Below are 24,267 nucleotides of genomic sequence, written 5' to 3'. Positions count from 1 at the left end.
TCGTCAACGGCAAGAGCGCATGGCATGTTATCAGTCCTTGGCTCGAGTCTCCCTCTCTTCAGGCTCGTTGGCGGCTTCAGTAATCAGTTGACGCAGCCAGCGGTGGTCTGAGTTGTTCTGCAACAGCGGACTCCAAGCCATTTTCAGCTCAATCGGCGGAATGGGAAAAGGCGGCTCTTTGACCACCACTCCTGGGCTATCCAGGGTCAACAGCGCGGCGCGACTCGGCAGGGTGGCGATCAGATCATGCTGCTGCGCAAGCAGCATCGCCACCTGATAATGGCGGGTAAACACGCTGATCTTCCGCTTTCGCCCCAAACGGGTCAGCGCCTCATCCACCCATCCCAAACGCTGCACGTCCTTGGGATTAACGCCCACCCCCACGCCAAAGCCAGTTTTACTGACCCAGATATGATTGGCGTTGAGATAGTTCTCCAGCGTGAAGTCGAACACTAAGGGGTTATGCACGCTCAGCAGACAGGAAAAGCTGTCCTCCCAAATGGTTTTCTGGTGAAAAGACTGAGGCATTTTGTCAAAGCGGTTGATCGCCATATCCACTCTGCCCTGCTCCACATCAAGAAAGGTGACGTCACTGGGGGTCAGCACATCGAGGATAATATTCGGCGCCACTCTGCGCAGGCGCCGCAGCAAAGCGGGGATCAGGGTGCTTTCCGCATAGTCGCTGGCCATAATGCGAAAGACGCGGCGACTGGTCGATGGCGAAAACACTTCCTTCGGCTGCACCACCATATCTATATCAGACAAAATCGACCGCACCATTGGCTGCAACTCCAGCGCGCGGGCCGTCGCTGTCATGCCCTCGCTGGTGCGCACCAGCAATGGATCGCCAAACATATCCCGTAGTCGACGCAGACCATTACTCATAGCCGGCTGTGTAATTCCCAGATGATTCGCCGCCTTGGTGACGCTTTTTTCGCGTAGCAAAACATCAAGAAAAACCAATAAATTCAGATCGATACGGCTTACATTCATTTCGCGAATACCGAAAATAAAAACTATAAATTTAAGAAATTATGACTAAAGTCGTACACTTTGTCTCGTACAAAAATTCGACTAAACCAAAAGAGGGTCGTTGAGCGATGACAACTGGAAATTACAATCGCGCTGAAGAAATAGCAGCCATCGAGAAGGACTGGGCGGAAAACCCACGTTGGAAAGGCGTAAGACGCACCTACTCTGCTGAAGACGTAGTGCGCCTGCGTGGTTCCCTGAAACTCGAAAACACTATCGCCAAGCGCGGCGCTGAGAAGCTGTGGAAGCTGATCAATGAAGGCGCCAAACCCGCTTTTCGTCCTGAGAAGGACTTCGTCAACGCCATGGGCGCTCTGACCGGCGGTCAGGCTGTACAACAGGTTAAAGCCGGCATCCAGGCTATCTACCTGTCAGGCTGGCAGGTTGCTGCGGACAACAACTCTTACATGTCCATGTTCCCGGATCAGTCTCTGTACCCGGTGGACTCTGTTCCAGCCGTGGTTAAGCGCATCAACAACTCTTTCCGTCGCGCTGACCAGATTCAGTGGAAAAAAGGCATGAACCCAGGCGACGAAGGCTACATTGATTACTTCGCTCCGATCGTCGCAGACGCGGAAGCCGGTTTCGGCGGCGTATTGAACGCTTACGAACTGATGCGCGCCATGATCGAAGCCGGCGCTTCCGGCGTTCACTTCGAAGACCAGTTGGCTTCCGTTAAGAAGTGCGGCCACATGGGCGGAAAAGTTCTGGTTCCGACTCAAGAAGCTGTACAGAAACTGATCGCAGCCCGTCTGGCCGCTGACGTTTCCGGCACATCCACCATCGTTCTGGCGCGCACCGACGCCAACGCGGCGGATCTGCTGACTTCCGACTGCGACGACTACGACAAGCCGTTCGTCACTGGCGACCGCACTTCTGAAGGTTTCTACCGCGTTAAAGCCGGTATCGACCAAGCCATCGCTCGCGGCCTGGCTTACGCGCCATACGCCGACCTGCTGTGGTGTGAAACGGCTACCCCGGATCTGGCTGAAGCCAGGAAATTCGCGGAAGCGATCAAGAAGGAATACCCAGACCAACTGTTGTCCTACAACTGCTCTCCTTCCTTCAACTGGAAGAAGAACCTGGACGACGCCACCATCGCCAAGTTCCAGCGCGAACTGTCAGCCATGGGCTACAAGTTCCAGTTCATCACTTTGGCGGGTATCCACAACATGTGGTACAACATGTTCGACTTGGCATACAAGTACGCTCGCAACGACATGTCCGCATATGTGGAACTGCAGGAAACCGAATTTGCTGCTGCGGAACGGGGTTACACCTTCGTTGCTCACCAGCAAGAAGTCGGCACCGGCTACTTCGACGACATGACCACCGTTATCCAAGGCGGTCAGTCTTCAGTAACCGCTCTGACCGGCTCAACTGAAGAAGATCAGTTCCACTAAGAACCGATTTTCACGCTAAGTCCCCGAAAAAAGGCGGCCGCAAGGTCGCCTTTTTTTGTTTATGATTGAGCGCCAATTACGCCAATCGAGTTGTCTTACTTATTGATGAAAAGCAAGCTTCGTAAAATTTCGGTGAGTGGACTCACTTTCAACTACGTCATTTCTCATGAGACACGCTTAAAAGAAGATATCGGATATCTTCGGATCACAGTCTGGCCATTCGATAATAAAAGTCAGAAGCTGATCGTCACCACACGCTTTGATGACCCCTGGCTCAACTTTGGTCCCCTGATCTCATGCCCACCAGAAAAAGCGCATGAAATATTTGAACTGAGACCGATTACTCCCGCCGAAGTCAGAAAAGTCATCGAATCAGCGCAGGAAAACGGATGGCCAGCATCCGCCAAATCACGCGAAACGCTATTCGAGTGGGACAGAGATGGGCAAAAACTGTTCCCCTGCACTGCCAGTTAACCATCTGTTTTTCGAAGCGACTAAAACTGGCAACGCCTGACGCCCCTGACTGCTCAATAAACGGTCTATACTAACCCTCAATAGAAGACAAAAAATTGGCTTTCGGACGCTGTTCGGAAGCAAGTGGTTAGTGGATCAAAGCCCAAGGAGCCCTCTATGGACGGGGTAGATAATTTGTCTCAGTCAAACGCAACCCCATTCTACTTCCCCATCATCGAATGCGTTTCTATCGGACTCACTGACTGCATTCCCAGCGAAGAATCCAGACGAAGTGGGGCCTCATTTCCGCGACAGACAGTTGAAGTTTCACTTCGCCAGTACAGTTTATCCGCCCAAGGCGAATAGGGAGGTTTTATGGAAGAGCGCATCTTTGATCATGTCCTGATCATCATGTTTGAGAACGAGTACCGGGGTTACGTGCAGGAAAACGAATACATGCGTAATCTGGCCGCTCAGGGAATTGAGCTGACCAACAGCTTCGGCGTCATGCATCCCTCTCAGACCAACTACATTACCTCCATTGCGGGAGAACTCTGCAATGTCAGCGATGACGACCAGCCCCAGCCGCTCCCGCAAAAGACGATTGTGGATCTTATCGAGGCCTCTCCTCTGAATTTGCGCTGGAAAGCCTATATGGACAGCTACGTCCCTGACGATACGCCCTGGGTTCCTGAAAATTTCAAGCCTCGCGACCACTATCCCTATGTGATCAAACACAATCCGTTTTCGTCCTTCCAGAACATCCTGGACAATCAGGAACGCTGGAAAAAAATAGACAATGAAGCCGGGTTCTGGCGCGACTTGCTCAATAATGACTTTCCTGAGTATGCGTGGTTCACGCCCAATATGTGGAACGACGGCCATTACCTGGTGGGAACCCTCAATGACAGCCTGAATGGCGAGCGCGCCCCGGTATTGGTCGACCAGCAAGCGAGATGGCTGCAATCATTTTTCGCCGGCCTGAACTTTCCCGGCCCCAACAGTAAACTACCGCCAAAGACCTTAGTGGTCGTCACCTACGACGAAGCTGACTTCGAAGCTTTTTACGACAAAGGCAAAAAATACACCTACGATGGCCCCAACCAAATCTATACCGTTCTTCTCGGGGACATGATCAAGCCCGGCAAACAGGCGGAGGGCTATAACCATTACAGCCTGCTCAGAACCATCGAAAAGAACTTCAACCTCGGCGACCTGCAGAAAAACGACAGGGACGCCAATTGGTTTCAGTTCCTGTGGGGCAAGTCTTTCCGGTGGCTGCCTCCGAGAGAAACACCCCTTGGCGGCAAGCAGAACCTGAGCGCCGCAGCCTACCAGGATGAACTCTATGTGGTCAGCGCGGACATAGATGGAACGCTGAAATGCAGTGTGTTTGACGGCCATAGATGGTCACCGGAAGTCACCGTCGCCGAGGATGGCGATGGCTACCTGCATTTGGCCTCCAACGCAGACGGGCTCGCGCTGGCCTACCGGGACTCGAATAAGCGACTGATCATCAAGCACTATGATCTTGAAAACGGCTGGCGGCTGGCGGAAACGCCCGATACCGGAGAAGTCGAAGAAATCGCCCTGACCAGCATCCCGCATCAGTCAGGATTTATGCTGATCTACCGTGATAATGCGACTCAGCAACTGCACAGCCTGACCTTCAACAATGGAGCCTGGCAGGGGCCCTCCTCCGCTATTTGCACCCACAGCGAAGGTCCTTTCACGCTCACGGCCCTGGGGCCTACTATTTTGTTGATCTATAAGATTGTGAAAACCGGACAGTTAGCCTGTATGAGCTATAACACCGGAGAATTCAATAAGGTGACTGTGGAAAACAGCAAATACGCCGGCCCTTATGACGACACCACGGTGAATCAGTGGTCGGCCAGCGCCTTCTCCCTGAACCACTTCAGCGAAGCGCCCAATCCGATGACGCCGAATGAAGATGAACCGGTCGCGGACGGCGTCGGCGCCTCAGGAGAATTAGCCGCCGCAACCCTGAATGGCGTCGTCTATCTGGCGCACAACCGATGCTCCGATGGACCGGCTAACGGACAACTGCTATTCGAAACTTTCTCCATCAGCGGCACGCTGACGCCCGCCAACCCGGTTTCCTATAATCCGGCCGAAAACGACACCACCAGCAATGGATACGGCACCCTGGCTGAGGCGGGCTGGAGCGGCTCCAGCGCGGTCTCCGGCGTATCCGCAACTCCGACACCCCTCTCGCCCTGGCGACGCTTAAAGACAGGCTCTGGGTCTTCTATCAGCCTCTGTCCGATGCGCATATCTGGGCATGTCCGGGCGCTTATTTGAAGAAGAAGGAATAATTACGCGCGTATTCGACGAACCCGAAAAGACAGAGACCGGGCCTGCCCTGCGCAGGCCCGGTCATTTTCAGGATTAATAAACGGATTTAGGCTCTCGAGATATCCAACTGGCGCCTCAATTTGACCTCCTGATGACTCTGCCGAAAAGCCAGCCAAGCCTTTACAAAAAAGCAAACTAAACACTTTATTTTCAATTAGTTAACCAAACAAAAAAACCAACAAAAAACCCTAAAAGCACGCAAAAAATGGTAGAATAAACGCCGTCATAAAATGCTTTCTTCGCCTAATAATCCAGCCCACAAATCCATATGAACATCGATCATAGCGCCCCATATATTTCCACCGTGGAAGAGATTATTACTGCGCAGGAATGCCATGAGTGGATTCAGTTCATTGATAATCAGAATCCTCAGATCGCCCCCCTTCACACGCATAAAGGCGAAGTCTATAAACCTGACTATCGAAATAATGAAAGGGTGATGAAAAGCGACCCTGACTATGCCGACTACCTGTACCAGAAACTAAAGAGCGAGCTACCTCAGACGGTATTTGGATGGTCTATTGCCGGATTGAATGAGCTGTTCCGATGCTACCGATACAAGCCTGGGATGAAGTTCGCCCCTCACTCCGACGGTTTTTATGGGCGTTCGCAAAATGAGCGTAGCTTTTACACCTTGCTGTTATATCTGAATGAAGTTGAAGCAGGGGGCGACACGGGATTTTTTGTTACGCCGGAAGTCAAAATTTCGCCCAAGGCGGGTCTGGCGCTGGCGTTTCAGCACGAGATATTTCATGAAGGCTGCGAGGTCAAAGCTGGGGTCAAATATGTGCTGCGAACAGACGTAATGTATCGCCGGACGGATTAGTTTTTTCTGAGTAGGAAATACTGGAGGAAGGGAAATCAGGCCTCCCCTTTCTCCAGTGATGCTTTACGCCAGGAGAGAGAGGAAGCTGAGGCGCTTTCAGTTCAGGAAAGCTTACTTACGGATAACTTCCGCTTTTTCGTGGTCCGCCGCTTTAACCGGGGAGTGTTTTTTCAGATAGCTCATCAACACTTCCGCATCGACAAATCCGCTGTTCACGTAGCCCGGATGGGTGTCGATTTTCGGATAGCCGTCACCGCCGGAAGCGATATAGCTATTGATCGCCATGCGGTAGGTTTGCTTCGGATTGATAGGCTTGCCGTTTACCTTGGCGGACTTCAGTTTGCCGCCTACTACTTCCAGCTGCACGCCGGCGAACTGGGCGAAAGCGCCGCTGTCCACGGGCTTCTCCGCCACAATGCGCAGATAGTCCAGCAGCTCTTTGCCGTTCAGGTCGACGGAGCTGACCATATTCGCGAAAGGCTGCACCATCAGCACTTCTTTGTAAGTAATCGGCCCTGCGTCAATGCTGTCGCGAACGCCGCCGGAGTTCATCACCGCCAGATCCGCTTTTACCTTTTCCATTTGCGCCGCCGCAATCAGGTGGCCCAGGTTGGTCGGTTTGAAACGCACCACTTTGCGGTCGCCTTCCAAACGCTTGTCCACATCGCCCACAACCTGATTCAGTTGCTCCTGACCTTTGTCCTGGTATGGCTGCAGGAAGGCCAGCACTTTCTGATCCGGCTTGATTTCATCAGTCACGAACACGCGCTCGTCTTCGCCCTGCGCGTTTTTGACCTTTTTCTTCAGGTTAACGGGGATCAACTGGTATTTAACCAGTTTCAGTTCGCCATTGCGGTATTCCAGATCCGCGCGCCCTACATATTTGCCCCACTCATGCGCCTGCATGATCAGCGCGCCATTCTGCACATCCGGCATACAGGGGTCGCCCGGCTTGTAGGACTCATTCCGCTGGTTCTCGCCAGTCATACAAACAGGGTCCTGGGAGTGGCCGCCAACGATCACATCGATGCCGGAAACGGTTCTGGCCAAGGTAACGTCGCCTGGAGCGTTGATGCCGTAATTAGCGTCAACGTAGTGGCCCATATGGGTCGCCACGATAACGACATCCGCCTTTTTCTTCAACTCCGGCAACACTTTCGCCGCTTCGTCGGCAGGTTTGGTGAACTGGACCGCGTCAATAAATTCAGGGTTGCCCAGTTTCTTGGTGTCTTCCGTCGTCAGACCCATTACGCCGATACGCAGGCCGTCAACGTTGAAAACTTTGTAGGGTTCGAACAGACGCTTGCCGTTGGAGTCGTAGATATTCGCCGCCAGGAAGGGGAAATTCGCCCACTGTTCCTGCATACGCAAAATGTCGATCGGGTTGTCAAACTCATGGTTGCCGATGGCCATGGCGTCATAACCGACCATGTTCATCCCTTTGAAATCCGGCTCAGCGTCCTGTAAATCAGACTCAGGAACGCCTGTGTTGATATCGCCGCCGGACAGCAGCAGCACATGACCGCCTTCCGCCGTCACCTCCTGACGAATCTCATCCACCAGAGCCTTACGCGCCGCCAGTCCGTATTCGCCGTACTTGTTGGGCCAGAAGCGGCCGTGATGGTCATTGGTGTGCAGGAGGGTGATATGGTACGTCTTGTCTTTCTGCGGACCCGTTTGCATCGGGGCGCAGGCGACGACCGTCAATGAACAGGCCGCCAGAATGGCCAGGCCCAGTTTGCGTTGCTTTGCTACCATGTGTTTTTCCTTTCTGTTTTTATATCCGGGCCCGTTGTCCTCTGGGAACAGCGCCGATTTTGAAACATTTTTCATTACTCATAGTGGAGGCCCCAACGAGCTGGCTGCGCCGCCGCATCGCGTCTCCGGCAATGAGAAAGGGAAAATAGCCAAAAAGGGGTGGCGAAAGCAATCGCCAACAGACCCAAGCCCTAAGCTGAGTTATTCTTAAACGCCCGTGGCCGCTCAGTAACGCTCACTTCGCAAAAGGCCCTTGGAGTACAAGGGCCTTTTATCATGAGAAGTTCGTTACCGTCATTATTCTATTTATCAGATCAGCGCACTTTGTGCTGGATGATCGTGTCCAGGAACAAAGAACGTACTTTCTCCACCTCCAGGTCCATACAGACTTTGGCGGCGGGACGGTCTTCCCAATGCTTGAGCAGATAGGTGTAGCCTTTGCGATTAATCGTCAACTGCCCTGCTCCAATGCCTTCACTAATGACCCGCACGGGTCCGCTGATGCAGGTGAACAGCTCCGGAGCCACCACATAAGCCACCGCGGCGGCGTCGTGCATACAACAGCCCGCTTCGTCATGGTCGGACGCCGCGCCGGTATTGGAATAGTAATTCACATAAAAACGGCTGGTTTCCCACAGCAATTTACCGGTTTCACCGGCGTTGTCGCGCAGTTGCGCCAGATTGCTGTCCGTAAGAATGATTTTATGCGTGACATCCAGGCCAACGATAACCGCTGGCCAGTCTGCGCCCAACACCACGTCCGCGGCATGAGGATCAGACAGGAAATTCGCCTCGGCGATAGGCGACACGTTGCCAGGCTCGTCAACTGCGCCGCCCATGATCACCAGAGAACGCAACTTACTGGGCAGGTCCGGGTCCAGCTTGAGCGCCAGCGCCAGGTTGGTCAATGGACCAATCGCCACGACAGTCAGTTCGCCATTCAGGCGATTCGCCTGCTCAACGATAAACTCCGCTGCGCTTTGCGCCACGGCTTGCCCTTGAGGAGCGTCATAATCCATGTTGCCCAGGCCGTCCGCGCCGTGAACGAAATCAGGATGCGGCAGCGGCGACTGTACTAAAGGGTATTTGGCGCCTTGCGCCACCGGCAGGTTTGGAACGCCAAAATGCTCCGCGAGAGCCAGCGCGTTGCGAGTAGCGCGAGCTACAGGCACATTGCCGAAAACAGTGGTCAGGCCCACCAGTTCAATCTCAGGATGCGCCAGAGCAAAAGCGATCGCCATCGCATCATCTACACCGGGATCCGTATCGATAATAATTGGGTACATAAATCAATCCACCTCCTGGGCGGTTGGAATACTGGGAGAAGCGCCGGGACGGGTGACCGCAATGCCGGCCGCTTTGACCGCTCTGGCCAGAGCGGCGGAATGTTCATAACCGGAAATAAGCGAAGCCAGGAAATAGCCGACAAAGGTGTCGCCAGCGCCCGTGGTGTCGACGGGGGTCACTTTGTCCGCCGGACGGGTGACGGTCTCGCCGACGCTCATGACTAAAGCGCCTTCGCCGCCCAATGTCACCACAACCGTAGTGTTTGGGTATTTGCTCGCCAGAGCCTGCAATGCAGCGTCAGCATCCGCGGTTTCCGCCAGATCACAGGCTTCCATGGCGTTCAGAATCAACAGATCAACCTGCTCCAAAGGCAGCGTCTTGACGTCTTGCGTCATCGGCGCAGGATTGAACGCAATTTTCACCTTGCGCTCCGCTGCGGCGGCGATCGCCCATTCCACGCCATTACATTCGTTTTGCATAAGCAGCCAGTCGCCTTCGTCCAGAGCGGAAACAGCAGAAACCACTTCTTGTTGGGAAAAGCTGCGGTTGGCGCCGCCAAACAACACGATGGCGTTTTCACCCGCGTCATCCACCTGAATGATGGCGTGACCGCTGGGCTCGGTGATTTGCGAGACCGTGGAAACATCTACGCCGCTCTCGCGCATCAGATCTACCGCCCAGGCGTCCGCCGCGGACACTCGTCCCAAATGAGCGGTTTTGACGCCGGCGCGCGCCAGTGCGATAGATTGATTAGCGCCTTTACCGCCTAAAACTGTCGTCAGCGAGTCGCTGGCCAGTGTTTCCCCCGGGCGCACGAAGTGAGGCACCCGGTAGACATAATCAATATTAATGGAACCGAAATTCAGAACTTTCATAGTCTTCCTTAGGTCGTCGCCAAGGCTAAATGGTCAAGCCCTGGCGACGCAGATATGTCTTTGTCAGTGTTTGACCTAACGTTCTTTCACATAGGGCAAGCCGATCGCCTTGGGCGCCACCGCTTTGCCAAAGAAGCCAGCCAACAAGACTACCGTCAGGATGTAAGGCAGCGCCTCAATCAGCTGAATCGGCGCCTTGCCCAATCCAGGAATTTCCACGCCCTGCAAGCGCACAGCGACAGCGTCGAGGAATCCGAACAGCAGACAGGCGCCCAGTACAGGCAAAGGACGCCACTTACCAAAAATCAACGCCGCCAGCGCGATAAAGCCCTGCCCTGCGGTCATGTCCCGTACGAACTGCGCATTCTGCGCGGAGGAGATATAGGCGCCGGCGAAGCCGCACAGAATGCCTGCGCACAGTAGTGCTGCGTAGCGCATGCGGTGCACGGAAATCCCTGCTGTGTCCACCGCTTTCGGGTTCTCGCCAACGGCTCTCAGACGCAAACCGAAGCGCGTACGGAACAACAACCACCAAGAGAACGGCACGACCAAAAAGGCCAGATAAACAAAGATATTGTGGCCGCTGAGCATTTCAGAATAGATGCCGCCAATCACCGGCACATCTCTCATCATTTCCGCGCCCGGGAACTCAATAATGGAAAAGCGGGCGGCGTCAGTCAGCTGCGGAGTTTGTCCGCCCTGCTTGAACCAGCTCAGGCCCAGCGTCATCGTCAGGCCTGCGGCCAGTATATTGATAGCCACGCCGCTGACGACCTGATTGCCACGGAAGGTGACGCAGGCGACGCCGTGCAACATCGCCAAAGACACGGAAACCATAATGGCTGCGCCCAGGCCCAACCATGCGGAATTGGTCAGGTAAGCGACCGCTGCAGCGGTGAACGCCGCCGCCAGCATCTTACCTTCCAGGCTGATGTCCACCACGCCGGAACGCTCAGAAAACATACCTGCGAAGGCGGCGAATATCAGAGGCGTGGACACTCGCATGGTGGCGTCCAAAGTGAGAATCAAGGTATCGATCATGCCGTTTTCTCCTTGAACATATTGGCGATCAAGGGCTTATACAAAAACTCCAAGGCGCCACAGAACAAAATAACCAGACCCTGCATGACCACGACGATGTCCCGGTTCACGTTGGACATTTCAAAAGCCAGCTCAGCGCCGCCCTGATACAACGCGCCGAACAACAACGCCGCCAGCACGATGCCAATGGGATGGTTACGTCCCATCAGCGCAACCGCAATACCTGCGAAGCCGTATCCATAATGGAAATCCAGCAACAGTCGATGCTGCACTCCATTGATTTCGTTAACGCCGACAAAGCCCGCCAAAGCGCCGGAGATGGCCATGGCCAGCAACATCACCCGTGCGGGTTTAATGCCTGCGTAGACCGCCGCCTGCTGGTTGCTGCCTACGGTGCGAATCTCATAACCCCACTTGGTTTTCCAGATAAATACCCAGGCCCCAAATGCGCACAGCAAAGCCAGGAACAGAGAAATGTTCAATGGAGAACGCTCAAATTCAATGCCAATCGCCGCGAACAAATCATGCATAAAAGGCAGCCAAGCGGTTTCCGCCAGGGCGCGACTTTGCGGCGCCATCTGTCCAGGTTCACGCAGCACGTTCACCATCAGATACACCATCAGCGATGACGCCAGGAAGTTGAACATGATCGTGGTGATAACGATGTGGCTGCCGCGATAGGCCTGCAACCAGCCTGGGATAAACGCCCAGGCTGCCCCAAATAGCGCAGCGGCCAGAGTGCTCAGCAACAGCAACACCGGACCGGGCACGGAGGCGTCCAACGCCAGACACAGTAAACCGACGCCCAGGCCGCCAATGTAGGCCTGACCTTCTCCGCCGATATTGAAAAGACCGACGTGGAAAGCAATCGCCACAGCCAGACCAGTAAAGATGAAGTTAGTGGTGTAATACAGCGTGAACCCAATGCCTTCCTGATAGCCAAAGGCGCCGTACAACAGAATTTCAGCCGCTTCCAACGGGTTAACGTCGATCAGCCAAAACACCAAGGCGGATACCAGCAATGCAGTAACGACGTTTAACAGCGGCAACAAGCCGACATTGACCCAAGTGGGCAAATTACGATCCAGACCTTTCATTATTCTTTCTCTTCGCTGGCGTTGATATCCCGGGACGACGACATCATCAGCCCCAGCGTACATTCATCCGCCTCCGAGGCGGCTAACTCTCCAGTCACGCGGCCGTCGCACATGACGATGATGCGGTCGCTCAGAGAAAGAATCTCATCCAGCTCTACGGATACCAACAGAATAGCGCCGCCGCGGTTACGCATATCCAGCAAACGCTGGTGAATAAACTCGATCGCCCCGATGTCCACGCCGCGAGTCGGCTGGCCTACCAGCAACACCTTCGGCGTCTGATCGAGTTCACGGGCGAGGATGAGTTTTTGCTGGTTGCCGCCGGAGAAGTTGGCGCATTTAAGGGTGGGGTCCTGGGGACGTACGTCGAAATCGGCCATCAATTCCGCGCAGTGCTTGCCAACAGTGGCGCCGCTTAGTATGCCCTTACTGTTCCAGGCGGAGCTGCGATGATAGCCCAGAATGGCGTTTTCACTGGCGCTGAAGGAAGTCACCAGACCGACCCGATGGCGGTCTTCCGGTACGTGAGCTACGCCGGCTTTGCGCATCTCTGCAGGGCAGACTTTATGATCAGCGGAAATCAACAGGTCGCCGTAGCGAATTTCCCCGGATTCCGGCGAGACCATGCCCGCCAGCGCTTCCATCAATTCCGTCTGTCCATTGCCGGACACTCCTGCGATACCGACTATTTCACCAGCCGCGACTTCAAAGGAGACCCCTTTCACCCGCTCAATACCCTGGGCGTCGCGCACTTTCAGGTTGGAGACGGTGAGCGCCTTGGAGCCGGCGTCAGTCGCAGGCTTCTCCAATTGCAGAACAACCTTGCGCCCGACCATCAGCTCAGCGAGTTCTTCAGGGTTGGTTTCAGCAGTGTGGCGATGGGCCACCATCTTGCCTTGGCGCATAACGGACACATTATCCGTCACGTGCATGATTTCTTTCAGTTTGTGTGTGATCAAAAGGACGGTCACGCCCTGTTCCTTCAGCGACAGCAGAATCTTGAACAGGTCGTCTGTTTCCTGTGGCGTCAGTACGCCGGTGGGCTCGTCCAGGATCAGAATTTTTGCGCCTTTGTACAGCGCTTTCAGGATTTCCACCCGCTGCTGTACGCCGACCGGCAGCTCGCCAACCAGGGCGTCAGGGTCAACTTTAAGGTTGTACTCCCTGGACAGTTTACTCAAAGCCTCGCGCGCCTGCGCCTGGCCCTTGCTCAGCAACATACTGCCTTCGCAACCCAGAGTAATGTTCTCCAGCACAGTGAAGGTATCCACCAGCATAAAGTGCTGATGCACCATGCCGATGCCGACGTCGATGGCGTCCTGAGAATCGTGGATTTTTGCTTCCTTGCCGAAAACTTTGATGGAACCGCTGTCCGCCTGGTAAAAGCCGTAGAGTATGCTCATCAGGGTCGACTTACCTGCGCCGTTTTCACCAATGACGCCGTGTATAGTTCCCTGTTCGACTGAAAGGCTAACGTCTGAATTAGCCAATACAGCGCCGAACCGCTTGCTGATACTCTCAAGCTGCAATGCGTTACTAGTCATGGAAATGGGAAATCCCGAATTGGTTTATCGGTTGTTAGTTTACTCGGAAATCCGCCGGGCTTAAGCACCCGCGCAGGGGTTTTTTCTCATTTTTCTGACCAAGTAGTCAAGATAAATGACAAACCCGGGCAAGAAAAAACTTGTCCCGGGACGATTAAAAACCCGGCTTCAGGCCCTTCACGCCCGGCGATATTTCTTTCGTGGCGGCGCTTACAACGCCGTCGTTAAATTCACAACCCGCTTAGTATTTGCAGCTGTTGTCAGACATGTAGTCGTGTACTTTGATCTTGCCGGAAATGATATCCGCCTTGATCTGATTGACTTTCTCTTCCATTTCCTTGGTCACCAGCGCGCGGTTGTGTTCGTCCAGCGCCCAATCAACGCCGTTCTCCGCCAACCCCAGCGCTTCAATACCTGGCTCCCACTTGCCGTCTTTGGCCGCCATCCAGTTGCTGTACGCCGCTACGTCAACACGCTTGACCATGGAAGTCAGCATGGTGCCTGGATGCAGGTGGTTCTGGTTGCTGTCTACGCCGATAGCGTACTTGCCCACGTCTTTGGCCGCCTGATATACGCCGCTGCCGCTGCTGCCAGCCGCTGCGAAGATAACGTCCGCGCCGCTGTCAAACTGGCTCTTGGCGAGTTCCGCCGCTTTGCCCGGGTTATTGAACGCCGCGCCGGTGGAGCCGATCATGTTGGTGAAAACTTCCGCTTTCGGATTTTCGTACTTGGCGCCTTGCTCAAAGCCGCAACCAAACTTACGAATCAAAGGAATGTCCATGCCGCCGATGAAACCGACTTTACCGGTTGCGGACTTCATCGCCGCCAATGCGCCGACCAGGAACGAGCCTTCATGCTCTTTGAACACGATGGAGTGAACGTTAGGGTTCTCCACCACCATGTCGATCAATGTGAACTGAACGTCCGGATATTTCGCGGAGACGGAAGCCACCGCATTCGCCTGACTGAAACCAACCGCCACAATCGGGCTGGAGCCGCGACGAGCCAATTTTTCAAGACCCTGTTCAACCTGAGCCTCATTAGTAGGCTCCACCTCTTTCACTTCAACGCCGGTGTCCTTTTTAAACTTTTCCGCTCCTCGAAAAACCGCTTCATTGAATGATTTGTCGAACTTGCCGGCTTTATCGTAAACAACGGCCGGTTTGAAGTCCGCGGCGATCGCCGGCTGAACCAAAGTTAACCCCATACAAGCAGCAATTATAGTTTTTTTCATATAATTATCCTTGGTAGATCTAGGACTGAACGATCTTTTTATCATTACAGTGCGGATGCTATTACAATTCTCCATCGACGCACAATGTTGACGCACGCCAGAATTATTGATGGCAGAATAATTTTCACGTTATAAATACGAGTTCGCGCAAATTCAGGCGGCCCCTCATGCATACCCTGACCCTGATCCGTCACGCAAAATCCTCCTGGGAGAATCCACAACTGCCTGATTTGGAAAGGCCGCTGGGGAAACGGGGATTGCGGGACGCGCCCAAGATTGGCGGTTTCCTGAAGAATATGAAATTCTCCACCGATGTATGCCTGCTGAGTCCTTCGCGCAGAACCCGGCAAACGCTGCAACTACTGGGCCAAGACAATCCTGCACTATTAAAAGTCGTGCAGGAGGACGCCAAAATTTACGAGGCGGATTACACCACACTCCTGGCTCTGATCAAACAGCAAACGCAAGCCAATCTCACAATTATTGGACACAATCCCGGTTTTACAGACTTGTTGAACGCCATTTCCGACAGCCGCATCGCTAACCTTCCCACCTGCGGCGTCGCTCAGATCCGCTTTGACATGGAACGCTGGTCGGACATATCGCAAACACGGGGAGTTTTGCAGCTTTTTGTAACGCCAAAGTCTCTATCGACGTAGTTTCGCCAGGCAGTCGCCCTCTTCGCACAGACAGACATTTTTTTGCAGAAATCCGTAGACTTTCCCAGTTTCATCTATACTTTCCGTAAGTTCTAAATTTATATAGAAAATATACGACCCAGATGTCTGCAACGAATATTACCGCCTTAATAGGCGGCGTCATTATTTTGGTGTTGCTTCTGATTTACTTGGGACAGTGGCGCGAAAAGGCGAAGGACGCCCGGCAACGTCAGCTCAATGCTTTGCTTGACCGCTTGCGGCTGTTTAAAGCGCTGGCCACAGGTTTGCCGCCACAATACGCCCCCAAAGACATTCGTCTGCTGGTGGTGACTCGCGCCCAGGAAACCATCAAAGAGCTCGCCAATCTCGGTCATCGGGGCGACCATGAAAGCCAGGCCGAAGAGTGGGAGGTAATAAAGGAGAATATAAAGAGCCAGGCCGACTTCCCTCAGCTCGACTTACAAAACCAGGCGGTGATGCAGGAAGTCCGCAAACTGCTTAAAGGGCTGTACAAGTTTATCGAAGTGCAGGTCCAAAAAGGCCGCATAGAAAAGAAAACCGGCGTCAAACACCTTCTCAACACCCAGTTCCTGATTGTACGCTCCCTGGCGGATTCCCACGTTAACAAGGCCAAACACGCCCAAGCCACCAACCGGCCGCGCGTCGCCATTCATCATTACCATGACGCTATCGAGGCTTTGGGTAAAATAGAGAAGAATCCCCTTGCGCAGAAAAGCATGCTTATTTATCGTCAACGCATCAAAGAGCTGGAAAAACTTGCCACCGAAGCGGCGCACAGCAAATCGGAAGCAGTTGCCGAGGGAAGCGACAGACTGAGCGCGCAGTTGGACAAGATGGTGACAGAAGAAGAAAAATGGAAGAAAAAGCAGTCTTATGATTAGAGCGGACGGCCTGGACAGCGCTTATGCTTTCCTGACCGGCGGAGCGCCGGACAGTTTCCTCTATCTCCGCCGCTCGCTTGGCGTTCATGGGAATAACCCTTGAAAATTAGCATCAACAACCGACTATCCTTCCGACTGGCGCGCAACACCGTCGCCGTAGCGTTGTTGCTGGGTATGGTGCTGAGCCTGATTCAGGTCATCATCGACTTTCTCAACGAAAAAAATTCTCTGGATGCGGAAATTCGCGCGGTCGTCGCCATCAGCCATGCGCCGGCCTCGCAGATCGCCTATAACATCGACGCCCGACTCGCCGCGGAGCTGTTGGACGGGCTACTTGAACATCCCTCGATCATCCATGCGGAGATTATCGACACGGACAATCGACTGCTGGCGAGCAAAGAGCGCGAGCCACAAACCTCCGCCTACCGCTGGCTCAGCGACCTGCTGTTCCAACCCAGCCGCACCTATACTGAAACGCTATTCGTACCGCAACTGAATGACTTTGTCCTGGGCGACCTGAATGTGGTCGTGGACACTTATCCCAGCGGCGCAGAGTTCCTTAAACGGGCGGCATTTACCCTGGTGTCCGGCTTTTTACGCAGCTTGATCCTTTCCGCGGTGCTGCTGATTCTGTTCTATATCATGCTGACCCAACCCCTGGTGAAAGTTATCTCTGCGGTCAGCGAAGTCGATCCGGAAACCCCTGAGAAAATCCGTCTACCCGTTCCCAAGGGCCATGAGATGGATGAAATCGGCGTCCTGGTCAACTCCACCAACAACCAGCTGCAGGCAATCGATGAGAACCTGAACAAGCTGAAGAAAGCCGAGTCCCGTCTGAAGACCTATTCAGAGCAGTTAGAGCAAATTGTCGACAGTCGCACCAAAGAGCTGTCCGAGAAGAACAAACAGCTCATCAAGAGCAACCACGACCTGCGTGTCGCTAAAGAGGAGGCAGTCAGCCGCGCCAAAGCCCGGGCGGACTTCCTCGCCAATATGAGCCACGAAATCCGCACCCCGTTCAACGGCGTGCTGGGCATGATCAGCCTGACGCTGGAAGAGCCGCTGTCTGAGAAGCAGAAAGAGCAGCTTAATGTCGCCTACAGCTCCGGCGTCGCCTTGCTGGAGTTGCTCAACGACATCCTGGACATATCCAAAGTGGAAGCTGGCAAGCTTACCCTGGAGAACATCGCCTTCGATCTTCGCAAGACCGTCGAAGACGTGTCACGCCTGTTGGCGCAAAACGCTCACGCCAAGAATGTGGCCCTGTACACCAATATCGACCCCACTTTCCCTGAACGAGTCTACGGCGACCCCACCCGTATTCGCCAGATCGTCAGCAACCTGACTGGTAACGCTATTAAATTCACGGAAACCGGCAGCGTCACCGTCAGCCTGAGCATTCTGAAAAATCAGAGCGTGGAAATCCGCGTATCCGACACCGGCATCGGCATCGAAGCGGATCGGCTGGAGTCTATATTTTCCCCCTTCTCTCAAGGCGACGCCGATATCACCCGCAAATACGGCGGCACCGGCCTTGGTCTGACATTGTGTCGCCAGCTGGTCACCCACATGGGCGGTAAGATCGAGGTGATTTCGGAACGAGGACGCGGCAGCAGTTTCATGGTCACCCTTCCCCTGCTGGCGGACCACAACACGCCCAGCCCGAAGGTGGACGAAAGCCTGTTCAAGCATCATTTCGTGCTGCTGCATCAGACAGAGAATCGCACCTTTGAATGCATCAGCGCCGAACTGCAAAACTGGAAGTTGCCCTGCGCCTCCTACCCCTATGAGCATCCGCAGGACGTTCAGCTGAAAGAACAGCGCTTTGAGGCCAACACCATCATCTTATTTGACTCCCGCTCCCTGTCTCCGTTGCTGGTAGAGCATCAGGACATCGATAACGTGCATATGATTCTGGTGGCGCGACAAAACATTCCGTCTGACACCGACGCCTTCAAAGCCATGCGTATCGAGCAAATGATCAGTGCGCCGGTTAGCCGCGACAGGCTTTACGACACCCTGTACAAGGCCGCCAACCCTGGCGGGGCTGCGGTGATTACGGAAGGAACGGATATGCCGGAGGCGCCGGTAGGCAAGAAACATGTGCTGTTGGTGGAAGATAATCAGGTTAACCAACTGGTGGCGAAAACCATCCTGCGCAAGCTGGGCTACGAAGTCAGCATCGCCAATAACGGACAGGACGCCATGGATCTGGTGGGTAACGACCACTACGACATCATTCTGATGGACTGCCATATGCCGGTCATGGATGGCTACGAGGCTACACGACTGATTCGTCAGAACGCCAAGTATGACGCCCTGCCTATCATCGCGGTCACCGCCAACGTCATGCAGGGCGACAAAGAGCGCTGCCTCAGCTGTGGCATGAATGATTACCTCACCAAGCCTTACGAGAAAAAAGCGCTCACCCAAATGCTGGCGAAATGGCTGGAAGACCCTGTCGCAGCGGCCGCCAGCAGCAAATTCGCCTAAACTGTCTCAGCTCAGTTGTTGAATGCGGTCCAGAAAGCCGCGTAAATCGCCTTTCAAGCGTTCAAGCTCCTCAATCGCCACGTTCGCCTTACACAGCAATTGCATCGGCACCTTCGCCGCCTGCGCCCTAAGCTCCCTTCCCGCGTCAGTCAGCCCCAGCAAAACGCTACGCTCGTCTTCCGCTGAACGCTGACGGGTGATCAGCCCCTGTTGCTGCAGTCGCTTCAGCAAGGGCGTCACCGTCCCGGTATCCAGTAACAGGCGCTCGCAAATGTGCTTGATGCTCATCGCCTCGCCGGACCTATCTCCCTCCCACAGCACCAGCATGGCCAGATACTGCGGATAGGTCAGCCCCAGCTCATTCAGCAGGGGGCGGTAGAGAGAGGTCATGCTGCGGGAACAGGAATACAACAGAAAACAAATCTGGTTATCCAACGCCAGCAACTGGTCTTCCCGTCCTTCCTGACAAGCAGGGATGGTCACGCCAGCAGTTCCTTGATCGGCTTTTCCAGCTTTTCTGGAGTAGCGGTAGGCGGAAAGCGCTCAAGAACTTCGCCGTTCTTGTCCACCAGAAACTTGGTGAAGTTCCACTTAATCGCTTCCGTCCCCAAAAGCCCTTTAGACTGACTCTTCAGAAACTTATAAAGGGGATGCGCACTGTCGCCGTTAACATCGATCTTGGCGAACATCGGGAAGCTGACGCCATAGTTAAGCTGGCAAAACTCCGCGATCTCCGCGTTCTTACCCGGATCTTGCTGCATGAACTGGTTGCAGGGAAATCCCAAGACTTCCAGGCCCTGATCTTTGTATTTCTCATACAAGGACTCCAGACCGGAAAACTGTGGCGTGAAGCCGCACTTGCTGGCGGTGTTGACGATCAACAGAACCTTGCCCTTGAATTCAGACATGTCCCGCTTCGCGCCTTTAATGTCCTCTACCTGATAGTCGTAAACGCTCATAGGTTCCTCCTTTGTATTTTAAAAAATAATATTGTGCACAATATATATTTTCAATCTCTCCTGAGATCTTTTGCGTCCAGGGTCACAAAACATCGCCGCCAGACAGGCTCCAGGCGGCGATCATTCTTTACTCGGCCCCTACCTGTTTTTCCCAGCGATTAGCCAACGCTGTAGGCAAGGATCTGACTCAGCTGACATAGCTGCAACGAATAGGTGTGCGCCAACTCATTGAAAAACGACTGGGTGTGCTGCAATTGCTTTTGCGAAGTCGGGATTTTCTCCACTACGCCCATCGCTTTCAGGGCGGCGACCACATCATCCGTCAGCAAAAAGGTGTCCTTGCCAACCATACGCAAGAAACGCGCCCCTGATTGCCCGCCCATTTGCTTGCCCTGTTTGGCGAGATAACGCCACAGTCCGACAATATCCGTCTCCGGCCACTCAGCAAGAAAACAACCGAAACCGCCATGGACGCGGGAGATTTCTCTCACCATCGCGGCGTTATAAGGAATCGAGCACATCTTGCCCCAATGCCGGATAAGCCGGGCGTCTTTCATACGCTCATCCAGGTCGGATTCCGACAACAGCTCCGCTTTCTCCGGCTCAAAGCCGAAAAACGCTTCTTCAAAAGCCGGCCAGCGAGAGTCGACAAAACTGTGTTTCAGCCCCGCGCGAAATATCCGCCGACTGATATTGGAAAGATAGTAAGCGTCGGACTGTTGCGTCAGTTGCTCCGCATCCGCCGCTACCGATAACGCAGCGCGCATGGCCTCGTCGGAGCCGAAGCGGTCCCGCACCGCCGCCAGCCGATCTGCAAATTTCACGATAATTCTCCTGAGACGCCGAGCGCCGGTTATTCGTCTTCCTGTTTGGCGTCGCCGTCAGCGGAATGAAAGCGCAGTGAAGCGGAGTTCACACAGTAGCGCTGCCCGGTGGGTTGCGGACCATCGTCAAAAACATGCCCCAGGTGCGCATCGCACTTACTGCACAGGATTTCCGTGCGCACCATCATATGGCTCATATCCATCTCTTCCGTGATTCTTTCTTTGTCCATCGGGGCCCAAAAACTGGGCCAGCCACAGCCGGAATCATATTTATTCTCCGAGGTGAACAGCGGCTCGCCGCAGCAGACGCAAACATACACGCCCGCGTCTTTCGTGTCGTAATACTCGCCAGTGAAAGGACGCTCCGTCCCCTTGCCTCTGGTCACCCGATATTGCTCATCCGTTAGTTGTTGACGCCACTCCTGGTCGCTTTTCTTTACTTTATCCATAAGACCTCCGACTCAATTACTCTCTGCTCGCTTGAACGATATTCCATTTACTTTGACGCAGGCGGCGCTGAATTGTTCCGCCCCTGGCGCCGACACAAGGCTGCGATATGCGACTTTCCGCATCCCGCTTGTAATTATGGGGACATCAATTGAATAATACGCAGCCCCCTTTTATGTTCTATATATATGTTTCTTATAGGCCAGTTCCCGGCAGCGGTTTAAGTATGCATGAAATCAAGAAATCAAATAAGTTGCTCCACGTCTGTTATGAAATTCGTGGACAAGTGCTCCAGGAAGCAAAACGCCTGGAAGAAGAAGGCCATCGAATCCTGAAACTCAATATCGGCAACCCCGCCCCATTCGGGTTTGACGTTCCGGAAGAGATCCAGCAGGACGTTATTTACAACCTCAGCCATGCGCAAGGTTATGCGGATTCTAAAGGTCTGTTCGCCGCGCGCAAGGCGGTGCAGCATTACACCCAGCAATGCGGCATCGCCAACGTGGATATCGAGGATATTTACCTGGGCAATGGCGTCAGCGAGCTGATCGTCATGGCGATGCAGGCGTTGCTGAACACCAATGACGAGGTATTGATCCCCGCGCCGGATTATCCCCTGTGGACCGCCGCCGTTACTTTGTCCAGCGGTCGCGCCGTCCACTATCGCTGCGATGAGCAGTCAGATTGGTTCCCGGACATTGCGGATATCGAAGGCAAGATTACCGAGCGCACCAAGGCGATCGTCATTATTAACCCCAACAACCCCACCGGCGCCGTCTATTCCCGGGAATTGTTGCAGCAAATCGTAGAGCTGGCGCGCCGCCATCGCCTGATCGTCCTTGCCGACGAGATTTACGACAAGATTCTCTACGATGAAGCAGAGCACACCTGTATCGCCTCATTGGCGGACGATCTGTTGTTCCTGACCTTCAACGGCCTGTCCAAGAACTATCGGGCGGCGGGCTATCGCGCCGGCTGGTTGATCGTCAGCGGAGCCAAATTGCGCGCCCATGACTACATTGAAGGCCTGACCATGCTCAGCTCCATGCGTCTGTGCTCCAACGTGCCAGCGCAACTTGGTATTCAAACCGCATTGGGCGGCTACCAGAGCATCAACGACCTGGTGGCCCCGGGCGGACGTCTGCTGGAGCAGCGTGACACCGCCTACAATCTGATTTCGCAGATCCCCGGCGTCAGTTGCGTCAAACCTCGCGGCGCCATGTACCTTTTCCCTAAAATAGACCCCAAGGTACTGACCATCCACAATGATGAAAAAATGGTGCTGGATCTGTTGCGGCAGGAGCGCATCCTGATCGTTCAGGGCTCCGCCTTCAATCAGCCGGACACGCAGCATTTTCGTCTGGTGTTCCTGCCGAGGGTGGATGAACTGGAGGGCGCGGTTGGCCGTATCAGCCACTTCCTGCAAGGCTACGAACAGTAATTCGTCGCCTTTGCGGCGGACGCGCTCCGGTAAGCGTCCGCCTGAATAGAGAAATAGCGAACTAACCGAGAATTGAATTGTGCCAGAAATACACATAGAAGAGTTCTACAAGGACGCAGCCAAGGTCCTGATTCAGCTCTATAACTCTTTTCCCCGCAAAAGCGCCGTCTTTGTGGAGGATATTTCCGGCGCGGACACGCCGGACGAGTTCGGGCTGCACAGTGTGCGACATCAGGCCTGTTTCGCCGCCATGATCTGGCTGTCGGAAGAGGGGCTGATTCGCTTTGTGGACACCATCAGGCAGGAAGCCATCGATCAGGCGGTGCTGACTCAGCCGGCCTTTTTGAAACTCAACAGTCTGGCTGTCAATCAGGTAGTCTCGCCGACCCTGCAACGCTTCATCACAGCTCTGGAAGAAAGCGGCGACGCCATGCCCAATACCGCCATGAGCAATATCCAGCTCATAAAGAAAGCACTGCATAAAGCGACCTCCACGCAATTGGCGGAACTCATGCAGTGCATCCTGTTTGCACCTGCGCAACCCTGATAGCACTTAGGCGCCATCTCCTTTGAGCTCGCCAGATACGCAAGGGTAAACCCGGTTTACCCTTGTTTTGAACATTCGCTTTAACGATCCCGACTTCAGGGCTGAAACGCCGCCCCTACTGCCCGACCGACATCGGCAATCGTCTTGTTGCGATCGTCAAAAGCCGCCTCCGTCTCTGTGATATACACGGCCACAATCAAAGGCTCGCGCCCCGTTGGCCAGATCACCGCCACGTCGTTGGTGGAGCCATAGGCTCCGCCGCCGGTGCGATCGCCGATGCGCCAGTCTTGCGGCAAACCTGCGCGCAGCTTGGCGTCGCCAGTTTCGTTGGCGAGAAACCAGTTGGTCAGTTGCTGACGGGACGCGGGCGACAGCGGAGAATCCAAGAACAGCTTCCTCAACGTAGACGCCATCGCCGCTGGCGAGGTCGTATCACGCGGGTCGCCCGGCGTTGCCTCGTTCAGTTCAGTTTCCCACCGATCCAGACGGGTGATTTCGTCCCCCAGACCACGCAGATACTCCGTCAATTTGGGCGGACCGCCGACCGCTTTCAGCACCAGATTGGCTGCGGTGTTATCGCTTTTGGTCATGGCCGCATGACACAACTCTCCCAGAGTCATTCCCTCTCCGCCGATACGGTCTTTGGTGACAGGAGAATAGGTCACGATGTCCCTGGCTTGAATCTGTACGCGGCGCGTCAGATTTTCCTCACCGGCGTCCACTTTCGCCAGCAACGCCGCACAGGCCAGCACTTTAAATGTACTGCACAAAGGAAAACGCTCCTGTCCGCGCTGCTCCCAGGTCCGACCGGTCTGCGTATCCAGCACCATCACCCCCATGCGCGCGCCCAACCGATCTTCCAGTTTCGCAAAAACCTTTTCCAACTGAACAGGCTTATCCGCCGCTGCGCTGACGCCGGAAAGCATCAATAGACCGCCTACGCACGCTGATCCCAGTAACGCCGCCAAACGACGACGCGTCACCAAAAAACTCATAAGTATCTCCAAGATTACTCGCCATGTTGAATGAAGTGACTAAGCGTTGATCTATCAACCGTAGAAAAAGG

The 24,267-nt window shown here is 54.3% G+C and carries 22 protein-coding genes; 9 read left to right on the top strand and 13 right to left on the bottom strand.

Going from position 1 to position 24,267, the window contains the following annotated elements:
* Nucleotides 1-30: 30 nt before the first annotated feature.
* Entirely contained in the window at nt 31-993 is a 963-nt protein-coding gene (locus EUZ85_RS13110; RefSeq protein WP_127969711.1) for a LysR family transcriptional regulator, read from the bottom strand.
* Nucleotides 994-1,100: 107 nt separating this feature from the next.
* Between EUZ85_RS13110 and aceA the strand changes: the two genes are divergently transcribed.
* The 4 genes from aceA (at nt 1,101) to EUZ85_RS13090 (ending at nt 6,093) form a co-directional block, all read left to right on the top strand.
* Entirely contained in the window at nt 1,101-2,435 is a 1,335-nt protein-coding gene (aceA, locus tag EUZ85_RS13105; RefSeq protein WP_127969710.1) for an isocitrate lyase, read from the top strand.
* Between the two features lie 105 nt (nt 2,436-2,540).
* The gene (locus EUZ85_RS13100; RefSeq protein ID WP_127969709.1) at nt 2,541-2,909 is read left to right on the top strand and encodes a hypothetical protein; all 369 of its coding nucleotides are present in this window, start codon (nt 2,541-2,543) and stop codon (nt 2,907-2,909) included.
* A gap of 354 nt (nt 2,910-3,263) precedes the next feature.
* Nucleotides 3,264-5,213, top strand: a complete 1,950-nt coding sequence (locus EUZ85_RS13095) for an alkaline phosphatase family protein (RefSeq protein ID WP_241567024.1) — start codon at nt 3,264-3,266, stop codon at nt 5,211-5,213.
* A gap of 322 nt (nt 5,214-5,535) precedes the next feature.
* Complete coding sequence (locus EUZ85_RS13090; RefSeq protein WP_127969708.1) at nt 5,536-6,093, top strand: 2OG-Fe(II) oxygenase; 558 nt, start codon at nt 5,536-5,538, stop codon at nt 6,091-6,093.
* Between the two features lie 111 nt (nt 6,094-6,204).
* Here EUZ85_RS13090 and ushA read toward each other — a convergent pair whose 3' ends face one another.
* The 7 genes from ushA to EUZ85_RS13055 all read right to left on the bottom strand — a co-directional run bounded on the left by ushA (nt 6,205) and on the right by EUZ85_RS13055 (nt 14,929).
* Nucleotides 6,205-7,851 (bottom strand): bifunctional UDP-sugar hydrolase/5'-nucleotidase UshA, encoded by a 1,647-nt coding sequence (gene ushA, locus EUZ85_RS13085; RefSeq protein ID WP_127969707.1) that lies wholly within the window; start codon nt 7,849-7,851, stop codon nt 6,205-6,207.
* A gap of 314 nt (nt 7,852-8,165) precedes the next feature.
* The gene (locus EUZ85_RS13080; RefSeq protein WP_127969706.1) at nt 8,166-9,137 is read right to left on the bottom strand and encodes a nucleoside hydrolase; all 972 of its coding nucleotides are present in this window, start codon (nt 9,135-9,137) and stop codon (nt 8,166-8,168) included.
* A gap of 3 nt (nt 9,138-9,140) precedes the next feature.
* A complete protein-coding gene (locus EUZ85_RS13075; protein ID WP_127969705.1) occupies nt 9,141-10,013 on the bottom strand; it encodes a ribokinase in 873 nt (290 codons plus the stop codon).
* A gap of 75 nt (nt 10,014-10,088) precedes the next feature.
* On the bottom strand, nt 10,089-11,054 hold the full coding sequence (locus EUZ85_RS13070; protein WP_127969704.1) for an ABC transporter permease: 966 nt from the start codon (nt 11,052-11,054) through the stop codon (nt 10,089-10,091).
* Nucleotides 11,051-12,151 (bottom strand): ABC transporter permease, encoded by a 1,101-nt coding sequence (locus EUZ85_RS13065; RefSeq protein ID WP_127969703.1) that lies wholly within the window; start codon nt 12,149-12,151, stop codon nt 11,051-11,053. Before EUZ85_RS13065 ends, EUZ85_RS13070 begins: the two co-directional genes overlap by 4 nt.
* Nucleotides 12,151-13,695, bottom strand: coding sequence for an ABC transporter ATP-binding protein (locus EUZ85_RS13060; protein WP_127969702.1), 1,545 nt, complete (start codon nt 13,693-13,695; stop codon nt 12,151-12,153). The genes EUZ85_RS13065 and EUZ85_RS13060 overlap by 1 nt, the downstream gene beginning before the upstream one ends.
* A gap of 241 nt (nt 13,696-13,936) precedes the next feature.
* Nucleotides 13,937-14,929, bottom strand: coding sequence for a BMP family protein (locus EUZ85_RS13055; RefSeq protein WP_127969701.1), 993 nt, complete (start codon nt 14,927-14,929; stop codon nt 13,937-13,939).
* Between the two features lie 167 nt (nt 14,930-15,096).
* Between EUZ85_RS13055 and EUZ85_RS13050 the strand changes: the two genes are divergently transcribed.
* From EUZ85_RS13050 to EUZ85_RS13040, 3 genes are all read left to right on the top strand, one after another.
* Nucleotides 15,097-15,588 carry a histidine phosphatase family protein gene (locus EUZ85_RS13050; RefSeq protein WP_127969700.1) on the top strand — a complete coding sequence of 164 codons (492 nt, stop codon included), beginning with the start codon at nt 15,097-15,099 and terminating at the stop codon, nt 15,586-15,588.
* A 122-nt stretch (nt 15,589-15,710) separates the two neighbouring features.
* Nucleotides 15,711-16,490 (top strand): hypothetical protein, encoded by a 780-nt coding sequence (locus EUZ85_RS13045; RefSeq protein ID WP_127969699.1) that lies wholly within the window; start codon nt 15,711-15,713, stop codon nt 16,488-16,490.
* A gap of 99 nt (nt 16,491-16,589) precedes the next feature.
* Nucleotides 16,590-18,983 carry an ATP-binding protein gene (locus EUZ85_RS13040; RefSeq protein ID WP_127969698.1) on the top strand — a complete coding sequence of 798 codons (2,394 nt, stop codon included), beginning with the start codon at nt 16,590-16,592 and terminating at the stop codon, nt 18,981-18,983.
* A gap of 6 nt (nt 18,984-18,989) precedes the next feature.
* On the opposite strand, the gene EUZ85_RS13035 is transcribed toward EUZ85_RS13040, so the two are convergent.
* From EUZ85_RS13035 to msrB, 4 genes are all read right to left on the bottom strand, one after another.
* Nucleotides 18,990-19,466 (bottom strand): MarR family winged helix-turn-helix transcriptional regulator, encoded by a 477-nt coding sequence (locus tag EUZ85_RS13035; RefSeq protein ID WP_127969697.1) that lies wholly within the window; start codon nt 19,464-19,466, stop codon nt 18,990-18,992.
* On the bottom strand, nt 19,463-19,942 hold the full coding sequence (locus EUZ85_RS13030) for a glutathione peroxidase (protein ID WP_127969696.1): 480 nt from the start codon (nt 19,940-19,942) through the stop codon (nt 19,463-19,465). Before EUZ85_RS13030 ends, EUZ85_RS13035 begins: the two co-directional genes overlap by 4 nt.
* Nucleotides 19,943-20,100: 158 nt before the next feature.
* Nucleotides 20,101-20,766: a DNA-3-methyladenine glycosylase I gene (locus EUZ85_RS13025; RefSeq protein WP_127969695.1), complete on the bottom strand. Its 666-nt coding sequence runs from the start codon at nt 20,764-20,766 to the stop codon at nt 20,101-20,103.
* A 29-nt stretch (nt 20,767-20,795) separates the two neighbouring features.
* Nucleotides 20,796-21,215 carry a peptide-methionine (R)-S-oxide reductase MsrB gene (gene msrB / locus EUZ85_RS13020; RefSeq protein ID WP_127969694.1) on the bottom strand — a complete coding sequence of 140 codons (420 nt, stop codon included), beginning with the start codon at nt 21,213-21,215 and terminating at the stop codon, nt 20,796-20,798.
* Nucleotides 21,216-21,439: 224 nt separating this feature from the next.
* Here msrB and EUZ85_RS13015 point away from each other — a divergent pair, with 224 nt between their 5' ends.
* Nucleotides 21,440-22,654, top strand: a complete 1,215-nt coding sequence (locus tag EUZ85_RS13015; protein WP_127969693.1) for a pyridoxal phosphate-dependent aminotransferase — start codon at nt 21,440-21,442, stop codon at nt 22,652-22,654.
* Between the two features lie 79 nt (nt 22,655-22,733).
* Nucleotides 22,734-23,201 (top strand): hypothetical protein, encoded by a 468-nt coding sequence (locus EUZ85_RS13010; RefSeq protein WP_127969692.1) that lies wholly within the window; start codon nt 22,734-22,736, stop codon nt 23,199-23,201.
* A gap of 95 nt (nt 23,202-23,296) precedes the next feature.
* Here the strand turns inward: EUZ85_RS13010 and bla are convergent, their stop codons facing one another.
* Nucleotides 23,297-24,184 (bottom strand): class A beta-lactamase, encoded by an 888-nt coding sequence (gene bla / locus EUZ85_RS13005; protein WP_370454962.1) that lies wholly within the window; start codon nt 24,182-24,184, stop codon nt 23,297-23,299.
* Nucleotides 24,185-24,267 lie beyond the last annotated feature (83 nt).

Source organism: Hahella sp. KA22, from assembly GCF_004135205.1.
Taxonomy (GTDB): Bacteria; Pseudomonadota; Gammaproteobacteria; order Pseudomonadales; family Oleiphilaceae; genus Hahella.
This window is presented reverse-complemented; position numbering and strand designations above follow the sequence as displayed.